Source organism: Chryseobacterium sp., from assembly GCF_022869225.1.
In the GTDB taxonomy this organism is placed as follows: Bacteria; Bacteroidota; Bacteroidia; order Flavobacteriales; family Weeksellaceae; genus Chryseobacterium.
Genome location: NZ_JALIHL010000001.1, coordinates 3,587,192 through 3,610,217, shown reverse-complemented (window position 1 = coordinate 3,610,217; position 23,026 = coordinate 3,587,192). Strand labels below are relative to the sequence as shown.

The following is a 23,026-nucleotide window of genomic DNA, read 5'->3' as shown; positions in this document are numbered from 1 at the left end:
TTTATAGGTTTTTAAAACTCATAAGGTTGATGAAAACTAATACTCTAACCTTACAGGTATAAAAGTCTGTAAGGTGAATGAAAACTTTTTTATAACGGCAGGGGCAGTAGCTCAGATGGTAGAGCAACAAAATTACTTTTCGCTGCAGGCAACTAAAGTTCCTATAAATCACCAAGATTGTGTGTCGCAGGTTCGAGTCCTGTCTGCTCCTCAAAACAAAGAAAATACTTATATTCAAATAGTAGTTATTTTCATATTAAAAAAAATAGAAGGTAAAGAAAGTTCCTATAATTCAGATTCACTTTCCACCTTTTTACAAATTATAAGGCAAAGGGGTTCCTATATTTTTTGGATAAATTACTCCCCGCTTTTATAAACTATAGGTAAAAGGAGTTCCTATACCCTTCACTTTTAATGAATCTACTCCTCACTTATTTTTTAAAACTTACAACAATGAAAACACTACAATTATTCGATGCTGTACTGGCCAGAAAATCTGATGATAAACCATTTATTTCTGATGATGGTTTCATCATTGAACCTAATGCAGTTTGGGCAAAAAATGAAATCATCTCTTATTTTGCAAAGGAAAAGCTGAATGGAAATGATTTGAATAAAACCTTTCATAAATCCTGGGAGAAAATAAAAAATACCTCCAGAATTGATTTATTTTTTGAACAGATCAGACATTATATTTCAACATATGGAAGTAATTTCCAAAGTGAAGTTTATATTCCTGCTGAAATATTGAATGTTCCTGATATGAAGCTGGTTTTTAAAGTCATCAAAGCGTATACAGTGGAAGAAATGCAGGAAAAGTGTCTTTCTCTTTTGAGATCGGGAATTGCTTTAAAGGAAGAAACCGTTGATGACCTGTTGTATATTTTACATACTGAGCTGGAATACGATTTTACAGGAAAAGAAAATATCAGAAATAAAGAAGCAATAATAAAAATAGCTGACCTGTACGATATCTATCCAGAAACCCCGGTTGAGTTTTTCCGTTATGTCATTTATAAAACAACCAACACGACGCTTTTGATCAAAAATGACGATCTGATTAATTTAATCAAGCAGAGTAACTTCAATCCGACATATCTGTTTGAAAGCTTCGGACTGGAAAAACTGGCAGAAATTTTTAACAGATTTAAACCGTTATTCCTTGCTTATAAAAACAGAGCTCCGAAAGCGATCAATAAAATATCGAAGCTGTCTAAAGTACATCATAAACCGCTGATTTCAAATCCTTTGAATGATGCCACCAATACATTGCTGGAAAACAGTGATTGGCACTGGCTGGAAAATGCGACACCGTTTGCGTTATTCAAAGCATTGTCAGCATGTTACTCAAGAATGTACGGTCAGGATACGTTTGTCTACAGAGTGAGAAATGGAAAATCATGGACTAAAAAAGGTAAGGAAACGTACGTGAATCAGTTCAACTATGATTTTATCATGGATTATCTGAAACTGAAATATGAAAACCTTTCCGGAAAGAAATTCTATTTCCCTGAAAATGTGGAATTCGCATTACCGACATCTGAAAAAATGTTTGTTGGAAATATCCCTACCGGAACCCGTTTTTATGCTGACAGACTGGCTGTAGGTATTTATTGGGAAGATCGATGGGGCGCCCGTGATCTTGACCTTTCAGGATTGAATATCGCTGGAAAAACAGGTTGGAATGCCGCTTATAACCATGGTGACGGACAACTGATGTATTCAGGAGATATGACTTCTGCTCCTAACGGTGCTGTTGAATATCTTTACGCCAATAAAGGGCTGTGCGCACCAACACTTGTTATGAATAACGTTTTCAGCGGAGATGCAAATTGTGGATATAAAATTGTGATCGGAAAAGGAGATGATATTTCCTACGAGTATATGATGAATCCTAACCATCTCTTTGCCGAGGCCAGATGTAATTCTGTTCAGAAGCAGATGATTCTGGGAATGCTGGTGACTAAAAACGAAAAGCAATGTTTCGTACTGTTGAATTTTGGAGCCGGACATTCTCATGTTTCAGGAAATACGGAAGTATCTGCGATGGCAACAAGTGCATTGTATCAGCAATGGTACAAAGCGATGTCCTTCAATGATCTTATAAAAGAGCTTGGAGCTGAGATTACAACAGAAAAAGCAGAAGCTGATTTTGATTTCTCGCTGGAAGGCCTGGAAAAAGATAGTTTTATCAGGATCTTCAAATAATAATTCGCCATTCAATCTAATTGAATGGTGTTTTTTTACCTTCATTTGAGTCACCCAACAAATTCAGTTACAAGCATATCAATTATTTATAAAAGTGATCATCTTTTTCTTTATATTTGCCGACCTTAATTTTATAAAACTAATTGCCTTCAAAAACTTTTAATCATGAAGAAAATATTATTTGTATTTTTATCTCTTTTCATGCTCGCTTCATGCGGATCAGACAGCAACAGGGATAATGACAATGGTACTCCCAATAACGTCACCGCAGCTCCGAAAGTGGTAACAGGTACCCCTATTATCGCCAACGCACAATTCAAATTCGCCGGAACAGTAACCTCTGCGGGATCAGGATATTCCAGACGTGGATTTTGTTGGAGCAAAAGTATCAATCCTACCATCAGCAATTCCAAATATATTGAGGAGTATACCAATACTACAGGCGATTACCTTCTTATGGCAACTTATAGTACAGATTTTGAAAAATCAACGACTTATTATGTAAGAGCTTATGTTGCTGCCTATAATGGGGATATCATTTATGGAGACAATATATCCTTCATCACTCCTGCAAAAATGGACATTACCTTCAAGATGGCTAAAAACGTGTACACCACATCTGCCACTTTAGTTACTGAAAATATTGCAGTAAATTATCTTGAAGCTTTTTATCCTGATGAAAAGGGATTCTGCTACAGGACCAGTACAGGAGTAGACATCTCAAACGGTCAGGTTATCAAGATATCAAATCCCGGCAACTATTCAGCGTATGAACTGGAAGCTACAGCATTACTTCCCAACACTACCTATTACGTCAAATCTTATGTAAAAGAGGGTGCAAAAGTATATTATTCCGCCGAAAAAACATTTAAAACAGCCGGAGCGATAGGCGCTTCCGGAGGATATATCTTTTATGATAAAGGAGAATTCACAGATGGCTGGAGATATTTGGAAGCAGCTCCCAATAACCTGCTCTACAGCGGATCTGATAAAATCAGATGGGGATGTCCTTTTGATATTGTCAATCAGACCCAGGCAGTAATGGGGTCAGGACCTGCCAATACGGCAAGGATCATTTCTCAATGTGGAGATGCCAACTGTGCTGCAAGGCTGTGCAAAAACTATTCTGTTAACGGTTTAGCAGATTGGTTCCTACCCTCGGAAGAAGAGCTAATGGCATTCTATAAGAGTTCCAAAAATGTTTACAATATTGCATCAAACCCTTGGAATGATGTATCACAAAAATACTACTGGAGCTCCACAGAAGTACCCGGTTCCAACAGGGCAAGAATCCTGGACGGATATGCAGGATACATGTGGGATTATACCAAAGATTATAATATGGTTAGGGTAAGACCATTCAGAAGATTCTAAAGACAAGCCATGATAAAAACAAAACCGCTACCCTGTGATTAGCGGTTTTTCATTTCTTATCTCTATTCAGATATATCATATATTTATACCTTTAATGGAAATCAGGTTTTTATCAACATGTATAATGGTCTTCCTGCCGTAGCCCATCTGAATGGTAAACATATTTTCCAGAGGAAACTGCAAAACGGACTGAAGGATTAACCGGATCACTCCTGCATGGGTCACCAGTAAAACCTTATGACCCTCTTTTTTAGTGATCAGTTCATCCCAAAATCGGGATACCCGTCTCTGCATCTCAAGAAGATTTTCCCCGTTTGTTGCTTTTACATTGATAAAATCCTCATACCAAGGGGTAATTTCTGCTTCCGGAATATCGGACCATTTTTTCATTTCCCAACTTCCGAAATTCATTTCCCGGATCCTTTCATCCGTTGAATAATCAAAGTTAAAATAATCAGCCAACAGACGGCAGCGCTGAGACGGACTTGAAATGATAAGATCAAAATCCGTATCCGGCTTTACATCGTTAAGATCATCTTTATAATTTTTACGCAGGGGCATTTCGGCAAAACCATAGCACAGATTTTCCGGGTTTTCTACAGCAGTATGCCGGATCAGATGAATTTCCATACGATCATTGTTCCCAAGTAAAATAAAACTTCACTGACCTGCTGTACGGAACCCAGGCAGTCTCCTGTATAGCCGCCAATATGTTTTTTAAAATACCATCCCATACAGATCTTCCCTAAATAGGCCAGGGCAAAAGCAAAAATCAAACGCCAGTCCGGGATCAGCGCAAAGGAGATCAAAACACCGGTTAGCCCTACCAGCAAAGCAGCTCCATCCAGTGGTTTATTTGCCAAAGGTTTTGATTTGCTGACATCAATGTCAGTGACATACTGGTGGGTATAGATCATTGTTCCTGAAATAAAACGACTCGATGAATGGGCCAGAATGACAATTCCTAAAGTTGTAACCGGATTCATATTCCCCAATGCCTGAATGCTGAAAAATTTTAATGCAAACAGCAGAATAATTCCGATCGTACCATAGGCTCCTACCCGGCTGTCTTTCATGATCGTCAGGATCTTCTCCTTTCCATAGCCGCCCCCGAAGCTGTCACAGACATCCGTAAAGCCGTCTTCATGAAATGCTCCTGTCAGTAAAACACTGGTGATCATCATCAGTATGATTCCTATCTCCAGATTAAAAATCTGCGAAGAAAAGTAAAGAACCACAGCGTTGACCAGCCCTACCAACAGTCCAATCCAGGCGAAATATTTCTGGGATTTATTCATGATCTCACCGGAGTATGGAATCGCAACCGGAACCGGTATTCTTGTAAAAAACATCAGGGCCGTTGCAAAATAGATCAATTCATTTTTTATTGCCTTCATCTATTCTTTATTTGAAACATGAGCATCTTCAAAGCTTGACATATCATTCAGAAAATTAACGGCACTCTGAATAACCGGATAGGCCAATGCGCAGCCTGTTCCTTCTCCCAAACGCAGACTAAAATTCAGCAGTGCCTTCTGTCCCAAGAGTTCAAGAAGCTGCTGATGGGCATTTTCATCACTAACATGACAAAAAATACAGTTTTTCAGGATGTCCGGATTTTTTTTCCATACCGTAGCTATTGCTGCTGTAGCAATAAATCCGTCTACCATGATGAGCATATTCCGGCGGAAAGCTTCTTCCATCGCTCCCATCATCTGGGCGATTTCCAATCCACCAAAAGTCTGTGCAATTTCGTCAGCACCCGTAATGTCCGGATATTGATCTAGAGCTGCTGATAGAATATTGATCTTATTTTGAAGCTGCTCATCATTCAACCCTGTTCCACGGCCTGCACAGCTTGCCATCGGCCAATCAAACAGTTTGCTCATCATCAGTGAGGATGCTGAAGTATTTCCGATCCCCATTTCACCAAAACCAATGATATTGCAGCCAGTTTTTACAATTTCAGCCACTACAGAGCGTCCGTTTTCCAGAGCCTGCTGATATTCTTCAACGGTCATTGCGGGTTCCTCCAGGATATTACGGCTGGATTTTCTGACTTTTTTATCTATCAGGTCTAACCCTTCAGGAAAATCAAAATTAACGCCTGCATCTACAATCTTAATTTCAATATCATTTTGTCTGCAAAATACATTAATAGCTGCGCCACCTCCCAGAAAATTCATCACCATCTGATAAGTTACCTCCTGTGGATAAGCACTTACGCCCGCAGCAGCAATCCCATGATCGGCAGCAAATACTACCATATGCGGGTTCAATAACTTCGGGAAAGCGGTCTGCTGGACCATCCCTATTTTATGAGCCAGTGGCTCCAATACTCCTAATGCGCCTAAGGGCTTTGTCTTAAAATCTATTTTGTGCTGTAATTCGTTTGCTAACATGGATATCAATGTAAACGTAGTTATGTTAAATTGAGAAAGTGCAATATTAGTGAAATAGGGATTATTTTGTGTAATGTTTGTGTAATGTATTTATGATTAATAAGGAGAAAAGAATTAAGAATAAAGAATAAAGACAGGAGAGACAGGAGACATAAAATAGGAGATCTGAGAGAGACAATTCAAATCTTAAGCTTTGAATTTTATGTCTCAGATCGCGAACGTTGTAACTCGAAGCTCCGCAATGCATACTCTAAGCCTTTCCAGCTTAAAAATTACAAAACTCAAAAATACTGCGCAATAACATTACGCACTTACTGATTTACTTTGCATGATAAATCAAAATAATGACACCCAAAATATTAGAAAAAATAAAAGAAGTTGAAAACGAGAAAGGCGTAAAAGTCCTTCTTGCCGTTGAATCCGGAAGCAGGGCCTGGGGCTTTGCCTCTCCTGATAGTGATTATGACATACGATTCATATACCGACATGAAAAAGACTGGTATCTCTCACCGTGGGATAAGGATGAAACGATAGAATTTATGACAGAAGACGACCTGGATGGTTCCGGATGGGATCTCCGGAAGACTTTTCACCTGCTGTTAAAATCGAATGCCGCTTTACTGAGCTGGTTCTACTCTCCTATCGTCTACAAAGAAAATGCAAAGTTTACAGAACTGTTCAGACCGTTGGCGGATGCCTGTTTTTCTCCGATTGCCGTTTCTTATCATTATTTAAGTATGAGTAAAAAATATCTTGAGGCCTGCAGAAATGATGAGGTCAAATTAAAAAGTTATTTTTATTGCCTGAGAACTACATTAACCGGAAAATGGATCATAGAAAAAGGAACAGTTCCGCCGGTGTTATTCAGTGACCTGCTTGTTTTGGTGGATGATAGAACCAGGCGGAAAATAGAGGATCTTGCTGCATTGAAAATAACTAAGGGAGAAGCTTATCTTCATCCGAATGACTGGGAACTGTTTGGCTTTCTGGAAAAAACAGTGATGGAAAACGAAGAAAGAGCCAGGAGCCTCCCTAGAGGAAACGCAGATAAAAGGGAGATGGAGAGGGTTTTTAGAAAGATCTTAGATTAAATATATGATTTAGGAAACAATAAAAAAAGAGATCAGCAGCACCTGAAAGTTTCATTTTCCTAAAATTAAAAGCCAGGAAACTATTTATTGCAAATTCACGTTATAAAATAGAGCAAATCAACAATTTATTGAATAACTTTAACTTTCTTAAAAAGCACAAACAATGGAACACAAAAAGAACTTTACCCCGGTAGAGCAATCGTTTTTAAATGATCTTTCAAGAAACAGCAAAACCAATGTACCGTATGTAACGGTTGACAATTTCCCCAATTTAGGAATGCTTACCGCCCTGCGGTTTTTGGAATGGGTGTCTGAAAATCCTACCGGGGTGATCAGTCTTCCTACCGGAAAAACTCCAGAATATTTTATCTTCTGGACCCAACACATTCTTGCGAACTGGGAAAAGGAGAATATTATTGAACTTAGAAAAAAGCATCATTTATTATCAAACGACAAGCCATCACTGGCAGAACTTCATTTTGTTCAGATTGATGAGTTTTATCCTATAAAATCATCACAGGCAAACAGTTTTTATCACTATGTCAACAAGTATTATATTGAAGGCCTGGGACTGAAAAGAGAAAATGCCCTCCTGATCAATTGTGATGAAATTCCTTTAGCCGACGGCAGAAGCTTTGAAGAGGTTTTTCCCAATCATAAAGTAAACCTTGACCTGAGATACCGTGAGCCCCAAACCTCTTTAGAAAAACTGCAAAAAGAATCCATTTTTCTTATTGACAACTGGTGTTCGGAATATGAACACAATATTCGTAAGCTAGGCGGTATTGGCTTCTTCCTGGGCGGAATAGGCCCTGATGGGCATATTGCCTTTAACATTAAAGGTTCCGATCCTTATTCCACTACACGGCTGACCTCAACCAATTTTGAAACACAGGCTGTGGCAGCAGGAGAACTTGGTGGAATTGAAATTTCCAGGGAACGGCTTGTCATCACCATCGGCCTCGAAACCATTACTTATAACAAAGATGCTGTCGCCATTATTTTTGCTGCGGGAGAAGCAAAAGCTCCTATGATCAAAAATGCACTGGAACTTGCTCCTTCAAATTTATATCCCGCATCTGTGCTTTCCAAACTTCCGAATGGAAGATTTTATCTCACTTTAGGCGCGGCAAGTATGCTGAATGATTATATTGACGATTATTACCAGTCCGGAAACTGGTCTCAGGAAAAAACGGATAAAGCAGTAATGTCACTGACCCAAAAACTCAACAAATATGCTGAACATCTTACTTTGGAAGACCTTCAGTCAGATCAGTATACCCGGTTAATTCCAGATCTTAGTGAAAATACAGTGGAGTCTGTGATTGCTTCCATTAAAAATAAAATAAAAAAAGGAACAGAATTTCTTAACAATGAAATTTTTTATCATACAGGTCCGCATCATGATGATATCTCTTTAGGCCTTTTACCCTATATTCATTACCAATCCCATAATGAGACCAATGAATCTCATTACTCGGTGCTTACTTCAGGATTCACTGCTGTAACCAATACATTCTTAAAAGATATTCTCTATGAGATGCTTTCTTTCGTTCAAAAGGGAGAGATTGAAATGCTTCATTATCCGGACTTTTTTGAGACCGGATATAAAAATAAGAAAGATAAAGATGTCTATCATTACCTTATTAACATCGCCTCCGAAAATGCCGTTGAAAGATCAAGGGCCTTATCCCACAGGATGGTAAGAAACATTGTTGAACTTTGGAATTTAAAGACCCAACAAGGTCTGGAAGAAAAAATTAATGAAATTCTATCGATCATCAATTCGAGCTATGACGGGCAGAATCCGGAACCCAAGATCCAGACTTTGAAAGGGATGATCCGGGAATATGAAGAGGAATTAGTATGGGCACACTTTGGGGTAAGAACAAAAAATGTTTATCATCTAAGGCTTGGTTTTTATACAGGAGCAATTTTTACAGAAAAGCCCAGCAGGGAAAGAGATGTATATCCTATATTACAACAGCTGAGGACCATCAACCCTACCATCATAAGTTTAGCGTTCGATCCTGAAGGAAGCGGCCCCGATACCCACTATAAAGTTCTGCAGGCCATTGCTGCTGCCGTGAGAGAATGGAGTAAAGAAAAAGATCTTTCCCAACTCAAAATATGGGGTTATCGAAATGTTTGGTATCAGTTCAATATGGCTGATGTAACTCATATTTTCCCGGTATCACTTCCTGCAATGAGTACCATGGATGAGAGCTTTACCAACAGTTATCTGAGCCAGGTGAATGCTTCTTTCCCAAGCTATCGGTACAACGGGAAATTCAGCCATCTCTCAATACAGACGTGGGTAGAGCAGCTTCATGCCGCCCAATTGATACTGGGAAAACCTTATTTCTATGATAACGACAGTCCCTCCCTCCGGGCAACGCATGGATTGCTTTTCTTTAAAGAAATGAATATAGAGGAATTCCTGCAGTCTGCCCGTGAGCTGGAGCAATCAACAGAAGGGGTATTTTGACGTGAGCCGGATCTTCGCCAGCTGTAAGTAAAAAATAAAATTAGCATTATAAAATTTAATACTGTAAAAACCGGTTAACTCACCTGCTTAACTGTGTTTCAAAGATAACAAATGACTATCCAAGACCTAAAATCCAACAACCTTATTCTTTTTGAAGCCATTTCCGGAAGCCGTGCTTTCGGACTGGCTACAGAAAACTCAGATACGGATATCCGGGGAGTATATTACCTGCCGAAAAAAGATTTCTTTGGGCTGAACTATATTCCGCAGATCTCCAATGAGACCAATGATATTACTTATTATGAAGTGGGAAGGTTTGTGGAACTGCTGCAGAAAAACAATCCGAATATCCTTGAAATGCTGGCCAGTCCGGAAGATTGTATCCTGCATAAAGATCCGCTGATAGACCTGTTGAAAACGGAGGATTTTCTGTCAAAATTATGTAAAGATACCTTTGCGGGATATGCCATTTCACAGATCAAAAAGGCAAAAGGACTCAACAAAAAGATTCTAAATCCTATAGATAAAGAAAGAAAATCTATTCTGGATTTCTGTTGTATCCTTGAAGGACAAGGCTCTGTTCCTTTGAAGAAATGGCTATTAAAGCATGAATTACTTCAGGACAAATGCGGATTGGCAGGCATTGCTCATACCAAGGGAATGTTTGCTTTGTATTATGATGAATCAGGAACTTTAGGATATAAAGGAATTATCCGGCATGATGACACGAACCAGGTTGCTGTATCGTCTGTTCCTAAGGATGAAAAACCGGACGCCTATCTCTTCTGCAATCTGGACGCCTACTCTACTTACTGTAAAGACTACAGGGAATATTGGAAATGGGTTTCTGAACGCAATGAGGACCGTTATAATGTCAACACAGCACATGGGCAAAATTATGACAGTAAAAATATGATGCACACCATCCGGCTTTTACAGTCGTGTGAACATATTTTCAGGACCGGCTCGCTTCAGATCAGGGTGGAAAACCGGGAAGAACTATTAGACATTAAGTCCGGAAACCAGCCCTATGAAGCTGTGATTCAAAAAGCGGAAGACCTCGTACGGTCTATCGAGGAATATCATTCAACAGCAAATCTACCGGACCATCCTGATTCAGAAAAAACAACAGGGATCTTAGTCAGCATCAGAGAAAAGTTATATCGGTAAAAAGCATACATACTGAGGATGAGCTGTGGGATAGGCCTTTACATACATGGTCTCCCGCACTCATGCTCTCAAACTTCCGCACGCCCAAACCCTGAAACCCGGATATGGGCTATCCAAAACTATTTTTTCTTCGAAGGCTTTGCAATTTTATTGTAATCCAGGCAGATCTTTATCCAGTATTCAAAGTCCTCAGGTTTTTGAAAGCCAATGGATTCAACATAGCAGTATGCTTTGAGCTGCTTTCCTTTCATTATCATTGGGAGAAAGCCTGTCTTTTCCGAAACCTCCTCTTCCAGTTCCGGGTTATACCGGCACATCAAAAGATCATGACTGATATTGATACACATCTTTCCATTGACAAGAAATGCTAATCCACTGAACATTTTCTTTTCTTCCGCTTCAATATCAGGTTCTTTTAATAGCCGTTCACGAACTCTGTCTGCCAGTTCAATATTGTAACCCATGATTTTTTATTTTTTACTGTTTAAAATTAAATAAAAACAGCATTCAACAGCGCATTTTTTATTTGTATTTCATTGCAGAGGCCTTAAAAAATAAAATTTTATTTAAATTAATTATTGTTTTACGATAATTAATTATATATTTGTAATACTAATTAATGATCGTGTCATGAACCAGACCAAAATTATTTCAAGAATTTTATTTTATATCTGCGCTCTGCTTTCTGCCGGATATTTAATCACTTTTGTGTACTCCGTTTTATGCCTGGTAACAGGATTCTCTGTTACTCCATATAAAAACGGGCAATATCTTCATATCAATTATCTGTTCACCGAAAAACCATTTCTGAATATTGAAAACAACTATCCGTATATCATCTTTTCTTTTCTAACTGTTTTAATTTCTTACGGAATCTTTTTCTGGCTTTCCGCGAAAGTTTTCAAAGTTTTTTTCCAGCCAAAACTGTTTACAAAAGATCATATACAACAGCTTAAGAGATTTTACCTGTATAATATTTTCATCCCGCTCCCACTGGTTATTGCTGCCAGTTTCTTTGTGGAAGTAGAAAGTATAATCTGGGGACTGGTGTTTATTCACTTTATGCTAGGAATTTTCTGCCTGTTTCTTGCGAATATCTTTAAGCAAGGACTACATTTGCAAAACGAACAAGACCTATTTATTTAACATGCCAATTATAGTCAACTTAGATGTCATGCTAGCCAAACGAAAAATGCAGAGTAAAGAATTGGCAGAAAAACTGGGAATCACTCCCGTAAACCTTTCTATCCTAAAAACAGGGAAGGCCAAAGGCGTGCGTTTCGATACCCTGGAAGCCATCTGTAAAATCCTGGAATGCCAGCCGGGTGATATTCTGGAATATAAGGACTAGGTTTTGAGTGAGAGTGTTTGAGTGTGGGAGGTCCTATTATTGAGCTGCTGGCCCAAAGTATAAGATAATCTCTACGTCTCCTGTCTCCTGTCTCCTGTCTCAAAATCTATCATTACTCTTAGCCACAGTCTATAAATCATCATTATTTACCATTATTAAAAGCAGCCTGAAAAAGGACTGCCTGTCATTCTATTACCCAAACACAACACTATGAACACTTTATCTATCAACAACCTTAGCCTCACCTACAAGAATGGTTTCCAGGCTATTAAGGACATCTCATTGGAAATCGGAAACGGGATGTTCGGTTTGCTGGGTCCAAACGGAGCCGGAAAATCGTCCTTAATGAAAACCATTGTAGGATTGCAGAAACCCAGTTCCGGAACCCTGTTTTTTAATAAAATGAATATTGCTGAAAATCCCGGTTATATAAAACAGAACCTGGGATTCCTTCCACAGGATTTTGGAGTATATCCTAAAGTCTCCGCTTATGATCTCTTGGAGCATATCGCAGTACTCAAGGGTATTACAGACAAAACGAAATGTAAAACCCAAATTCTAAATCTGCTGGAAAAAGTAAATCTTTCGGATTTCCGGAACAAAGAGGTTCATACCTTTTCCGGTGGAATGAAGCAGCGTTTTGGGGTTGCCCAGGCTTTGTTGGGTGATCCTAAAATTATTATTGTAGACGAACCCACTGCCGGTTTAGATCCCGAAGAACGTAACCGTTTCAATGCTTTACTAAACGACATCAGCCAGGAGGTTATCGTTATTCTGTCGACCCACCTGGTAGAAGATGTCAGAAATCTCTGCCCGGAAATGGCCGTGATGAACCATGGACAGATCCTTCGAAAAGGAAATCCCGGAAAATTAATGGCAGAGCTCGAAAACAGAATCTGGTCAAAGCCTATTGATAAAAATGATCTTGAAACTTATGATTCCAGCTATGAGATCATCAGCAGGCAGCTGATAGAAAGGGAGCTTCATATCACTGTTTTTTCTGAAGAATCCCCCAAAGGTTTCAGCCCTGTAACTCCTTTACTTGAGCATGTTTACTTCCATACGCTAACCCAAAAACCTTAGTCATGAACAGCCTTTTTTTATTTGAAGCCAAGCGCAATATCAAGCACTGGCTTACCTACCTTATTACCTTACTTCTGGTTTTTATAGGTATTTTCTGTGGTCATCAGTTTAATCTTTCGGTAGGAGAAGGTATTTATCTCAATTCACCTTATACGATTGGGTTCATGTCCGGAATGCTGAGTCTTTCTATCATTTTCTTTGCCACCGTTTATGCATTACAGCTGCTTTTTAGAGATTGGGATACAAAATTCGACCTTGTGCTCTTCTCTTTTCCTATATTAAAATCCACCTATCTTAAGGGTAAATTTCTGACTTACTTTTTACAGACTTTTTTAAGTTTCTGCTTCTTAATGACCGGTTTCCTGACAGGCCAGATGTTGCGTACGGGAAGTGAAATGCAGAATGAATTCAATATAGGGTATTATCTCTACCCATTATTTATCTTCGGATTTATCAACAGCCTTCTGGTCTGCAGTTTTCTGTTTTTGATATCTCTTAGTCTCCGGAAAAAACTGATTGTTGTGATTGGAGGACTTTTTCTGTACGTATTTTATATGATTGTTTTATTGTTTTCCAATTCACCCTTTATGGCAGGAAGTATTCCCCAGTCTTTGGAAGCACAGCAGATTTCTTCATGGCTGGATCCGTTTGGCCTTTCCTCATACTTTCTGGAAGCCCGGACCTTTACTGTCCATCAGAAAAACACACAGCTGGTATCCTGTACGGGATATTTACTTCTCAACAGGCTTTCATTTCTTATCATCTCCATAGGTTTTCTATTTCTTAGCCTCAGGTTATTTTCTTTCTCAAAAATTTCTAGGCAAAAGACAAAAAAGACGGTCAAAGAGCCGGATTCTCCCCATAAGACATTAGCCTTACCATATTCCTCTGTTCTGCCCAATTTCGGGAAAACAGCTTCTGTTAAGGCAGCTATGTCCTTTGCCCGGATTGATATAATTTATCTGTTTAAAAGCATAACCGTTCCGGCTGTATCCATCCTTTTACTATTTTTTGTCGGGATGGAAATGTATGCCGAAATAGAGAAAGGAATACGCCTTCCCCAAAAATATGCCGGTTCCGGGCTTATGGCCACTACCATTTCAGAAAACTTTCCGCTGTTCGGACTGCTTATTTCTTCCTATTTTATTAATGATCTTTATTGGAGAAGCCGTTCCTCATGGTTCTTTTTGATTGAAAACACTACTTTTTACTCGAAAAATAAGCTGCTGGGACATTTTCTTTCCATCAGTTTTCTGTTAGTTTTCTTTACAGGAATTTTGATCATTCAGGGAATCATTTTCCAGGCAGCCTATCAGTATTTCCATATCGACTGGAATGCTTATCTACCGGTCTTTCTTTTCAATACAGTTCCCTTAATTCTTTTTTCCGGGCTTATTCTGCTTATTAATGGCAACATCACGAATAAATTTATAGCGCTGGGAGTATCTGTTCTTGCGGTTTTTATATTGGCAGGTCCTGTTTCCGGAAAAATACTGTCCTACCCTCTTTTCAACATATTTTCAGACTTTAAAGGTACTTACAGTGATTTCAATGGCTATGGAATTTATGAATTAGCTTTTGCACAAAGGCTTTTATTCGGAATAGGTGTGATGTTTACGGTATGGATGCTACATCAGTGGATTACATTAAAAAAAATAGTACCTGGCCAAGCAATTTTCACTTCTATCGTTCTTTTCTCAGGAATATATGCAGGGACCTCTTTTATGAAGGGCTATCTTCCCCAAGAGGATGAGAAAGAAATTTCAAACTCGGTACAGTATGAAAAAAGTTTCAAAAAGTATGAACATATTCCGCAGCCTGACATCATGGATATCACTACGGAAATCCAACTGTATCCCTCAAAAAACTCATATCAAATCATTGGAAAATACGCTCTAAAAAACCAAACAGACCAACCTATCCGCAAAGTACTGATTAATTTTAATCATGATCTAAAACTGGAACATGCAGTTTTACAATCAGGTTCTGAAACTATGAAGATCACTGAAAATACTACTGAAATCGTCCTAAGACAGCCAATGCAGCCTAATGAAACAGCAGTTCTTGATTTTACATTATCTTATCAATGGGTTGCCGTCAATGGTCATCATTCTTTCAATGCGATTATAGAAAATGGTTCATTCATCAGGATCAGCAGATATTTCCCGTCGGTGGGCTATCAGAAAGATAAAGAAATTGAAGATCTGAAAATACGACAAGACAACCAGCTTGGAAAACCGGCTGCATTGAAAAATCCGGAAGCACCAGGCGTCTCCAAAAAAGATTTTATCAATCTGGACATGACTGTTTCTACGGAGAAGGATCAAACCGCTATAGGAACCGGAGATTTGGTAAAGAAATGGACAAAAACAGGCCGTAATTATTTTCAGTATAAAGCAGAAAATATACCTTTCAGATTGGCTGTTTCTTCTGCAGAATATCAGATAAAAAGTGTCCATTACAAAGGAATTACAATCAATATTTTTTATCATCCGAAACATTTTGAAAATGTAGATCACCTGCTGGAAAACAGTATAATTACTTTGGATTACTGTCAGCAGAATTTTGGAAAGTATCCTTTTAAAACCATCAATTTTGCAGAAGTTTCTTCTTTTACCAGGGGTTTTGCTGCTACAGCCTATCCATCTGCTGTTTTTATGCCTGAGGATATGGTTTTCCACGCCAATATCCATGCTGACCAGCATCAGGATGTTATCAACGAACTTGCAGGACACGAACTTTCCCATCTGTGGTGGGGAAACAGCCAGATCAATCCTGATGACAGAGAAGGTGCTGTCATGCTTACTGAAACTCTTGCCATGTACACCGAAATGATGCTCTACAAAAAAATGCATGGCAAAGCAGAGATGATGAAAAGAATCCATGTTCATCAGCAGATCTATGATAATGAAAAAGGACTGTCTGAAAATATCCCCATCTATAAAGCCACCGGAGATGCAGCTCATATATCTTATTCTAAAGGTGCAGTTTCCATGGTAAAGCTAAGTGACCTGATCGGTGAAAAAAAGGTGAATACAGCCCTACACAACTTTTTAAAAAATAACAGCTATCCTAAAAAACCTACTTCCCTGGATCTTATCAATGAGTTTTATAAAGTAGCCCCTAATGAACGTTCTAAAAAACAGATTGATCTATTATTTAAATCTATATAACAACAGTACGTTGAAATACTCATTCAATAATGTATTTCAATTCCTCTAAAAATGGACAGCCAGGGGTGCAGATGATCTGAAACAGAGAAAAGGAACCTAAATTTTGAAGAGTTGCCGGATGACCAGTTGGAATTACGCCAAGATGTGAAGATTTCTGACAAGCTTCCTGTTGTAAGGCGCAAGGATTTTATCTACGATGCAATTGAATACCGTTACAAATTATTTATTCGTGCATTCGTGGCAAAAAAATACAGCCTATTTGCTGTAAATCTTCGATTTTCTTGCTCCTTAAAAATTTGCAGCATACATTATCACTATTTGCGTATAACAATGCCTATACAAAACAAAAGATCCCTCAAAATTGAGGGATCTTTTTATATCTAAGAAATATCTTAAGCTTCTGTTGAAGGAGTCTGGTTTTCCACAGGTGCCTCACCTTGCGGTCTGCCTTGTCCTTCTGGTCTTGGTCTTCCTTCCGGTCGTCCTTGGCCCTCAGGTCTTCCTTGTCCTTCCGGTCTTGGTTTCCCTTCCGGTCTTGGAGGTCTTGGTAAAAGAACTTTACGGGAAAGCTTCATTTTCTTACGGTCATCATAACCCATAAATTTAACTTCTACCTCATCCCCTTCAGCATAAGGAACTTTGTCTAAACGAGCCCATTCAATTTCAGAAATGTGAAGAAGGCCTTCAGTTCCCTTAGCAATAGCTACGAAAGCTCCGAAATCCATTACTTTTACTACTTTACCTTTGTAAACTTCACCTACAACCGGTACGAAAGTAATTTCATTGATCTTAGCAATAGCCGCATTGATCTTTTCTCGGTCTGTTCCTGCAATCTCGATACGTCCGATTTCCCCGATTTCTTCGATCGCGATAACCGTGTCTGTATCTTTCTGTAATTGTTGGATAATTTTTCCACCAGGTCCGATTACAGCACCAATGAAGTCTTTAGAGATCTCCATTACCACCATCTTCGGAGCGTGAGGTTTCACGTCTGCTCTTGGCTGAGCAATCGTTTCAGTGATTTTGTTAAGGATGTGTAATCTTCCGTCTTTAGCCTGCATCAAAGCTTTTTCCATGATGTCCATAGAAAGTCCCTGGATTTTAATATCCATCTGACATGCTGTAATACCGTCTTCAGTACCTGTTACTTTGAAGTCCATATCTCCAAGGTGATCTTCATCTCCCAAGATATCGGAAAGTACCGTAAATTTACCTGATTTTGCGTCAGTGATCAATCCCATAGCGATACCGGAAACAGGTTTTGTAATCTGTACCCCGGCATCCATTAACGCCAATGTTCCTGCGCAAACTGTTGCCATTGAAGAAGAACCGTTTGATTCTAAGATATCGGAAACTATTCTGATGGTATATGGATTTTCCGCTGGAATTACCGCTGTTAAAGCTCTTTGAGCCAGGTTTCCGTGTCCTACTTCTCTTCTTGAAGTTCCTCTTAAAGGTCTTGCTTCACCCGTTGAGAATGGAGGGAAATTATAATGTAAGAAGAATCTTTCGTCGTGCTGCGTAATTACGCTGTCGATCATATTCGCATCTTTCACAGAACCTAAAGTTACTGCTGTCAAAGACTGGGTTTCCCCTCTTGTAAAGACTGCTGAACCGTGTGCTCCGGGAAGATAATCAACTTCTGACCAGATCGGACGGATCGTCTGAGGATCACGGCCATCAAGACGGATATTATCTTCAAGGATCATCTGACGCATTGCTTCTTTCTCTACGTCATGGTAATATACTTTTACGAAAGGAGTTACTCTTGCCAGCTCTTCTTCGTTTTCAGCATACTGAGCTAAAAATTCTTCAAGAACGGCTTTGAATTTCTCGCCTCTTTCTTCTTTATTGGATGGAGTTTTTGCTACTTCATATACTTTATCATAGCACTCTTTCCATACTTTTTCACGAATCTCTTCGTCATGCTCTTCGTGGCTGTATTCTCTCTTAGGGAAAGCTTTACCTACTTTCGCAGCCAATCTTTCCTGAGCTTCGATCTGTTTTTTGATCTCTACGTGAGCGAAATTGATCGCTTCTAACATTTCCTGCTCAGAGATCTCTTTCATTTCTCCTTCTACCATTACGATGGAGTCTTTCGTAGCTCCAACCATAATGTCAATATCTGATTTTAATAAGTTTTCGTGGCTTGGATTCACGGATAATTGTCCGTCAATTCTTACGACTCTTGCTTCAGACATTGGTCCGTTGAAAGGAATATCTGTAATCGCAATCGCTGCAGAAGCTGCCAAACCGGCTAATGCTTCAGGCATTACTTCTTTATCATAAGAAATCAATGAGATCATCACCTGCACTTCCGCATGGAAATCTTCAGGGAAAAGCGGACGCAATACTCTGTCTACCAATCTCATTGTAAGCACTTCATCATCAGATGGCTTTGCTTCTCTACGGAAGAAATTTCCAGGAATTCTTCCACCTGCATAAAACTTTTCTCTGTAATCTACCGTTAATGGTAAAAAGTCTACTCCAGGATTTGCTTCTCTATTGGCTACAACAGTTGCTAAAAGCATTGTTCCGCCGCTTTTAACCACTACAGATCCGTCAGCCTGCTTAGCCAGCTTCCCCGTTTCAATAGTGATTTCCCTGCCGTCTGCAAGGGTAATCGTTTCTATAAACGCTTGAGGTATACTCATAAATTTTCTTCTTTATACTCCGTATTGAGTATGATTAATATTTAAACTCTTTAAATTTTCGTTTGCAAAGGTACTATATAATAATGATATATTAAATTTTCACTTGTATAAATAAGGTATCAAATTACAAAATTTCACCCAGCAGTTTGAAGAAAGATTCAAAAATTCTTATCATAATATGAAACTTATTCACTATTTGTGAAAATAAAAAAATGTTTTTATAAAAAAATACATTAAAAAATGAAGGTGTTTTTGTATTATTGTCCCAAAAAAAGAAAATAATATTTTTAAGAAATAAAAAGTATCCCTATTATGATAAAAATCTACAAAAACATTGCAAAACCATAGGGGGATACCTATATTTGCCGTGCTTCACAACATGTAATGCGGCAGACAAAAAATTAGGAAAATCTGATACCGAGACAGAGGTACTGCAAGCTCTTTCTCTATTAAATAAATGATTATGAACACTAAAGAAGTAAAGCTACAAAGCAGGAATTACACGGTTCCGTTGATTACCATCACCCTGCTTTTTTTTATGTGGGGATTCATTACCTGTATGAATGACATCCTGATCCCCTATCTGAAACAACTTTTCAATCTCACTTTTTTTGAATCCATGCTGGTACAGTTCTGTTTTTTCGGAGCTTATTTTATTGGATCACTGATTTATTTTCTGATCTCTATTTCCAAAGGAGATCCCATCAATAAAGCGGGGTATAAAAAAGGGATTCTGTTTGGAATTTTTCTGGCCGCTTTCGGCTGCATCTTATTTTATCCGGCAGCCACTTTTTCTTATTATCCTTTATTTTTAGGGGCTCTATTTATTTTGGGGTTAGGTTTTACGGTATTACAGATCACCGCCAACGCTTACGTTTCCTTATTGGGAAGTGAAGAGTCCGCTTCCAGCCGTTTAAATATGACCCAGGCATTCAACGCATTCGGAACAACGATTGCTCCGGTATTGGGAGGACACCTGATCTTTGAGTTTTTCTCAGCTCCGGACGGATCATTCAGTGCGGTAGCCACCCGGATTCCCTATTTGATTTTTGCAGGAATTCTTTTGCTGGTTGCTTTACTGATTTCAAGAGTAAAACTTCCATCATTTCAAATGGAGGAAGAAGAAATAGTGAAAGGCTGGGGAGCTTTGCAATTCAGCCATCTAAAATTTGGTGTTTTCGCTATGTTCTGTTATGTAGGCGGAGAAGTTGCGGTGGGAAGTTTTATCATCAGCTTTTTAGAACAGCCTCAAATTATGGGCTTCAATGAAATCATCAGTAAGAATTACCTGTCACTGTATTGGGGCGGGGCGATGATCGGACGTTTTCTGGGAGCAATTTCTTTAAACCAGTCGTTAAGCCAGGGTAAAAAGGCCGTATATATGCTGGGAGCAGCTGCAGCTGTTTTTCTTGTTATTTTCAGTATTGTCAATCTTAGCTTTGCACAGATCAGCTTTTTCCTGGTATTCATCGTCCTCAATTTTATAGCTTTCTTTATTGGTAAAGCAGCTCCGGCGAGAACATTATCAATTTTCGCCGCGATCAATGTTGCCTTACTTATTTCTGCTATGGTCAACCATGGTGAACTGGCCATGTACAGTATTCTGGGAATCGGGATTTTCAATTCCATTATGTTCTCCAATATTTACACACTGGCAATTTCAGGATTAGGAAAATATACCAGCCAGGGATCTTCACTGGTGGTAATGGCTATTTTGGGAGGGGCTATCGTTCCCATTTTTCAGGGGTATCTTGCAGACCAGTTTGGAGTACAGCATTCCTTTATTATTCCGGTATTCTGCTATCTGGTGATCCTTATTTTCGGGGCCTATTGCACCAAATACCTGGGACATGTAGAAAGTACTGAAGCCAAATCAGGACATTAAACAAATCAATTGATCATATAAAGCGGAATACTTTAAAGTGTTTCGCTTTTATTTTTTTTACCCTTTAAGGGTGTAACTTTTGTCGTGAAAAAATGACCTATCTTATCATATAATCACAACTGTTTATTTCGATGAAAATACAATTACAACTTGAGTATGCAGCATTTTTAGCACTGGGTATATTTGCTTTTGCACAGACAGGATATTCCTGGTGGTGGTTCGTTGGGCTTTTCCTTGCTCCTGATATTTCCATGCTGGGATATACGGTGAATAATAAATTGGGAGCATTTTTCTACAATCTGTTCCATCATCTTGGAGCAGCCGTCATCGTTTATCTTGCCGGAACGGCACTAGCCCTTCCTTATCTTCAGATGGCCGGGGCCATTTTATTTGCGCATTCTGCCTTTGACAGGATATTGGGCTATGGATTGAAGTATCCTGACAGCTTTCAGAATACTCATTTGGGTAAAATCGGAAAAGAAAAATGATTGAAACCAGCAAGATTATAATAGCAAACTGTTTACAGGCCCTTCCTTCAAATCTTCGGTTTCACCCTGAATTTTTCCTCAAAGAAAGCAGGATATTTTCTGGAATTTATCGTATTGAAAATTTCCAATTTTCAAAAATGACTTAAGTGTTTTTTTAAATATGACCTTCTGTTTTGAGATAGTACACTAAGGGGTAAAAAAAAGCAACCTCTTTCGAAGTTGCTTTATGTTGAGAATCTTATAGATTATTTTCTTAAACCTAGTTCAGCGATGATCGCTCTATATCTTTCGATATTTTTATTTTTAAGGTAATCTAGTAATCTTTTTCTTTTACCTACCAATTTAACCAAAGATTTTTCAGTGTTGAAATCTTTATGATTGCTCTTTAAGTGAGCTGAAAGGTGGTTGATTCTGAAAGTGAAAAGAGCAATTTGTCCTTCAGCACTTCCTGTGTCTTGTGCAGATTTTCCGTGTTTTGCGAAAATTTCCTGCTTTTTTTCTGTTGTTAAGTACATTCCAATATTGTTTAATGATTATTATGTAACGGGTGCAAAATTACGACTATTTTTTGATTCTGCAAACATTATTGATTTCATAAATCAAATTTGATAGAAAAAAATGTTAAAAAATTCTTAATAAATTTGATGCAATCCAAGGAAAAGGCAGTAATTTTGCATTCGGATTACAAATGAGAAAAATTATATTTTTTACAGCAGTTGCTTCTTTTTTATTGATCGGCATTACTTCGGTAAAAGCACAGAAAAATGCTGATGACAGAATAAAAAAAGTTCTCTACTTCAATCCTGAGGTAGAGCCCGATATTGATGAAATCAAAGAGCCGACCAACAATGCATTCTTTGATGCCGTATCTGATAATTTCAGCGGAAGGAGAAATAAAATGCTCAGAGCGGAGCTTCAGGTTCCTTTTGACAGCATAGACAAGCAGACCATTGTGGATTACTGCGTAAATAATGATGCTGATTTTGCCATTGTTTCCAAAGTAAGATATTTCAAGGTAGGCTTCGGAAAATATGTTTTCTCCAACCAGGTTGTCATAAGCATGAAGCTGTTTGGAGCTGATGGAAATCTGCTTACAGAAACAGACCATGACACCTACCGAAAAAATATGCGCCTGCTGGGCTCTACAGTAAATTCTGTGAAAATAGGTACGGAAGGCGCCATAAAAGGGATTATTAAAAAACTGAGAAAGCTGAAACCTACGGAAGCAGAATTATAAGGAAAATACCTGTTCAGGATTCCGCCTTTCATCACTGCCAGAACTATTGTGAATCCCCAACGGATCCATGCTTTGCCGGCTCATTATTCCAATAAGACTCAACGTGAAAATATATTCTGACATCTGTTCTTCACAGATGTCTTTTTTTATTCAAAAAGAATAATATTAACATTAATACCTTGATTTACAGTAAAATATTTTCACTAATAGATGAATAATTGAAAATTATTTATTATTTTAGTGAAACATTAAAATCTAAATCATATGAAAAATCTAAAGAAACTCAGCAGAGAAGCATCAAAGCAGATCAACGGCGGAGCTATTGAAAGATGCAGCGAGCAAAGGCCGTGTACTGTAGGATGGTGCTGTAATGGTATCTGTTCACCATTCATCTGTATGGAATTTTAAAAAATCTATCTTAT

Annotated in this window: 19 protein-coding genes and 1 tRNA gene; 14 read left to right on the top strand and 6 right to left on the bottom strand. The window is 38.5% G+C overall.

Annotation, left to right across the window (positions count from 1 at the left end):
• The first annotated feature begins 100 nt into the window (after positions 1–100).
• From MUW56_RS16895 to MUW56_RS16885, 3 genes are all read left to right on the top strand, one after another.
• Positions 101–211: transfer RNA gene (locus MUW56_RS16895), tRNA-OTHER, on the top strand.
• Between the two features lie 242 nt (positions 212–453).
• Positions 454–2,208, top strand: coding sequence for a hypothetical protein (locus tag MUW56_RS16890; protein WP_292014283.1), 1,755 nt, complete (start codon positions 454–456; stop codon positions 2,206–2,208).
• Between the two features lie 165 nt (positions 2,209–2,373).
• The gene (locus tag MUW56_RS16885) at positions 2,374–3,582 is read left to right on the top strand and encodes a membrane lipoprotein lipid attachment site-containing protein (protein ID WP_292014282.1); all 1,209 of its coding nucleotides are present in this window, start codon (positions 2,374–2,376) and stop codon (positions 3,580–3,582) included.
• A 75-nt stretch (positions 3,583–3,657) separates the two neighbouring features.
• On the opposite strand, the gene cobC is transcribed toward MUW56_RS16885, so the two are convergent.
• Genes cobC through cobT form a run of 3 tightly spaced genes read right to left on the bottom strand, consistent with a single transcriptional unit; the run spans position 3,658 to position 5,984 of the window.
• A complete protein-coding gene (gene cobC / locus MUW56_RS16880) occupies positions 3,658–4,212 on the bottom strand; it encodes an alpha-ribazole phosphatase family protein (protein WP_292014281.1) in 555 nt (184 codons plus the stop codon).
• Positions 4,197–4,979, bottom strand: coding sequence for an adenosylcobinamide-GDP ribazoletransferase (locus MUW56_RS16875; protein WP_292014280.1), 783 nt, complete (start codon positions 4,977–4,979; stop codon positions 4,197–4,199). Before MUW56_RS16875 ends, cobC begins: the two co-directional genes overlap by 16 nt.
• Entirely contained in the window at positions 4,980–5,984 is a 1,005-nt protein-coding gene (cobT, locus tag MUW56_RS16870; RefSeq protein WP_292014279.1) for a nicotinate-nucleotide--dimethylbenzimidazole phosphoribosyltransferase, read from the bottom strand.
• 344 nt (positions 5,985–6,328) lie between these two features.
• Between cobT and MUW56_RS16865 the strand changes: the two genes are divergently transcribed.
• The 3 genes from MUW56_RS16865 (at position 6,329) to MUW56_RS16855 (ending at position 10,733) form a co-directional block, all read left to right on the top strand.
• A complete protein-coding gene (locus MUW56_RS16865; RefSeq protein WP_292014278.1) occupies positions 6,329–7,075 on the top strand; it encodes a nucleotidyltransferase domain-containing protein in 747 nt (248 codons plus the stop codon).
• A 163-nt stretch (positions 7,076–7,238) separates the two neighbouring features.
• Positions 7,239–9,563 (top strand): glucosamine-6-phosphate isomerase, encoded by a 2,325-nt coding sequence (locus MUW56_RS16860; RefSeq protein ID WP_292014277.1) that lies wholly within the window; start codon positions 7,239–7,241, stop codon positions 9,561–9,563.
• Positions 9,564–9,674: 111 nt separating this feature from the next.
• Positions 9,675–10,733: a nucleotidyltransferase domain-containing protein gene (locus tag MUW56_RS16855; RefSeq protein WP_292014276.1), complete on the top strand. Its 1,059-nt coding sequence runs from the start codon at positions 9,675–9,677 to the stop codon at positions 10,731–10,733.
• Between the two features lie 119 nt (positions 10,734–10,852).
• On the opposite strand, the gene MUW56_RS16850 is transcribed toward MUW56_RS16855, so the two are convergent.
• Positions 10,853–11,197 carry a TfoX/Sxy family protein gene (locus tag MUW56_RS16850; RefSeq protein ID WP_292014275.1) on the bottom strand — a complete coding sequence of 115 codons (345 nt, stop codon included), beginning with the start codon at positions 11,195–11,197 and terminating at the stop codon, positions 10,853–10,855.
• 166 nt (positions 11,198–11,363) lie between these two features.
• On the opposite strand from MUW56_RS16850, the gene MUW56_RS16845 reads away from it, so the two are divergent.
• The 4 genes from MUW56_RS16845 to MUW56_RS16830 all read left to right on the top strand — a co-directional run bounded on the left by MUW56_RS16845 (position 11,364) and on the right by MUW56_RS16830 (position 16,340).
• Positions 11,364–11,879, top strand: coding sequence for a DUF2975 domain-containing protein (locus MUW56_RS16845; protein ID WP_292014274.1), 516 nt, complete (start codon positions 11,364–11,366; stop codon positions 11,877–11,879).
• Between the two features lies 1 nt (position 11,880).
• Positions 11,881–12,084, top strand: a complete 204-nt coding sequence (locus tag MUW56_RS16840; RefSeq protein WP_047487719.1) for a helix-turn-helix transcriptional regulator — start codon at positions 11,881–11,883, stop codon at positions 12,082–12,084.
• A gap of 210 nt (positions 12,085–12,294) precedes the next feature.
• On the top strand, positions 12,295–13,167 hold the full coding sequence (locus MUW56_RS16835; protein ID WP_292014273.1) for an ABC transporter ATP-binding protein: 873 nt from the start codon (positions 12,295–12,297) through the stop codon (positions 13,165–13,167).
• Between the two features lie 2 nt (positions 13,168–13,169).
• Positions 13,170–16,340 (top strand): M1 family aminopeptidase, encoded by a 3,171-nt coding sequence (locus tag MUW56_RS16830; RefSeq protein WP_292014272.1) that lies wholly within the window; start codon positions 13,170–13,172, stop codon positions 16,338–16,340.
• A 392-nt stretch (positions 16,341–16,732) separates the two neighbouring features.
• On the opposite strand, the gene MUW56_RS16825 is transcribed toward MUW56_RS16830, so the two are convergent.
• Entirely contained in the window at positions 16,733–18,994 is a 2,262-nt protein-coding gene (locus MUW56_RS16825; RefSeq protein ID WP_292014271.1) for a polyribonucleotide nucleotidyltransferase, read from the bottom strand.
• A gap of 463 nt (positions 18,995–19,457) precedes the next feature.
• On the opposite strand from MUW56_RS16825, the gene MUW56_RS16820 reads away from it, so the two are divergent.
• Together MUW56_RS16820 and MUW56_RS16815 are read left to right on the top strand one after the other, a co-directional pair.
• Positions 19,458–20,879 carry a sugar MFS transporter gene (locus MUW56_RS16820; protein ID WP_292014270.1) on the top strand — a complete coding sequence of 474 codons (1,422 nt, stop codon included), beginning with the start codon at positions 19,458–19,460 and terminating at the stop codon, positions 20,877–20,879.
• Positions 20,880–21,010: 131 nt separating this feature from the next.
• Entirely contained in the window at positions 21,011–21,367 is a 357-nt protein-coding gene (locus MUW56_RS16815) for a DUF4260 domain-containing protein (protein ID WP_292014269.1), read from the top strand.
• A gap of 245 nt (positions 21,368–21,612) precedes the next feature.
• Here the strand turns inward: MUW56_RS16815 and rpsO are convergent, their stop codons facing one another.
• Positions 21,613–21,882 carry a 30S ribosomal protein S15 gene (gene rpsO / locus MUW56_RS16810; RefSeq protein WP_292014268.1) on the bottom strand — a complete coding sequence of 90 codons (270 nt, stop codon included), beginning with the start codon at positions 21,880–21,882 and terminating at the stop codon, positions 21,613–21,615.
• A gap of 173 nt (positions 21,883–22,055) precedes the next feature.
• Here rpsO and MUW56_RS16805 point away from each other — a divergent pair, with 173 nt between their 5' ends.
• Together MUW56_RS16805 and MUW56_RS16800 are read left to right on the top strand one after the other, a co-directional pair.
• A complete protein-coding gene (locus tag MUW56_RS16805) occupies positions 22,056–22,604 on the top strand; it encodes a pyruvate decarboxylase (RefSeq protein WP_292014267.1) in 549 nt (182 codons plus the stop codon).
• Between the two features lie 264 nt (positions 22,605–22,868).
• The gene (locus tag MUW56_RS16800; RefSeq protein WP_292014266.1) at positions 22,869–23,012 is read left to right on the top strand and encodes a hypothetical protein; all 144 of its coding nucleotides are present in this window, start codon (positions 22,869–22,871) and stop codon (positions 23,010–23,012) included.
• The last annotated feature ends 14 nt before the right edge of the window (positions 23,013–23,026 follow it).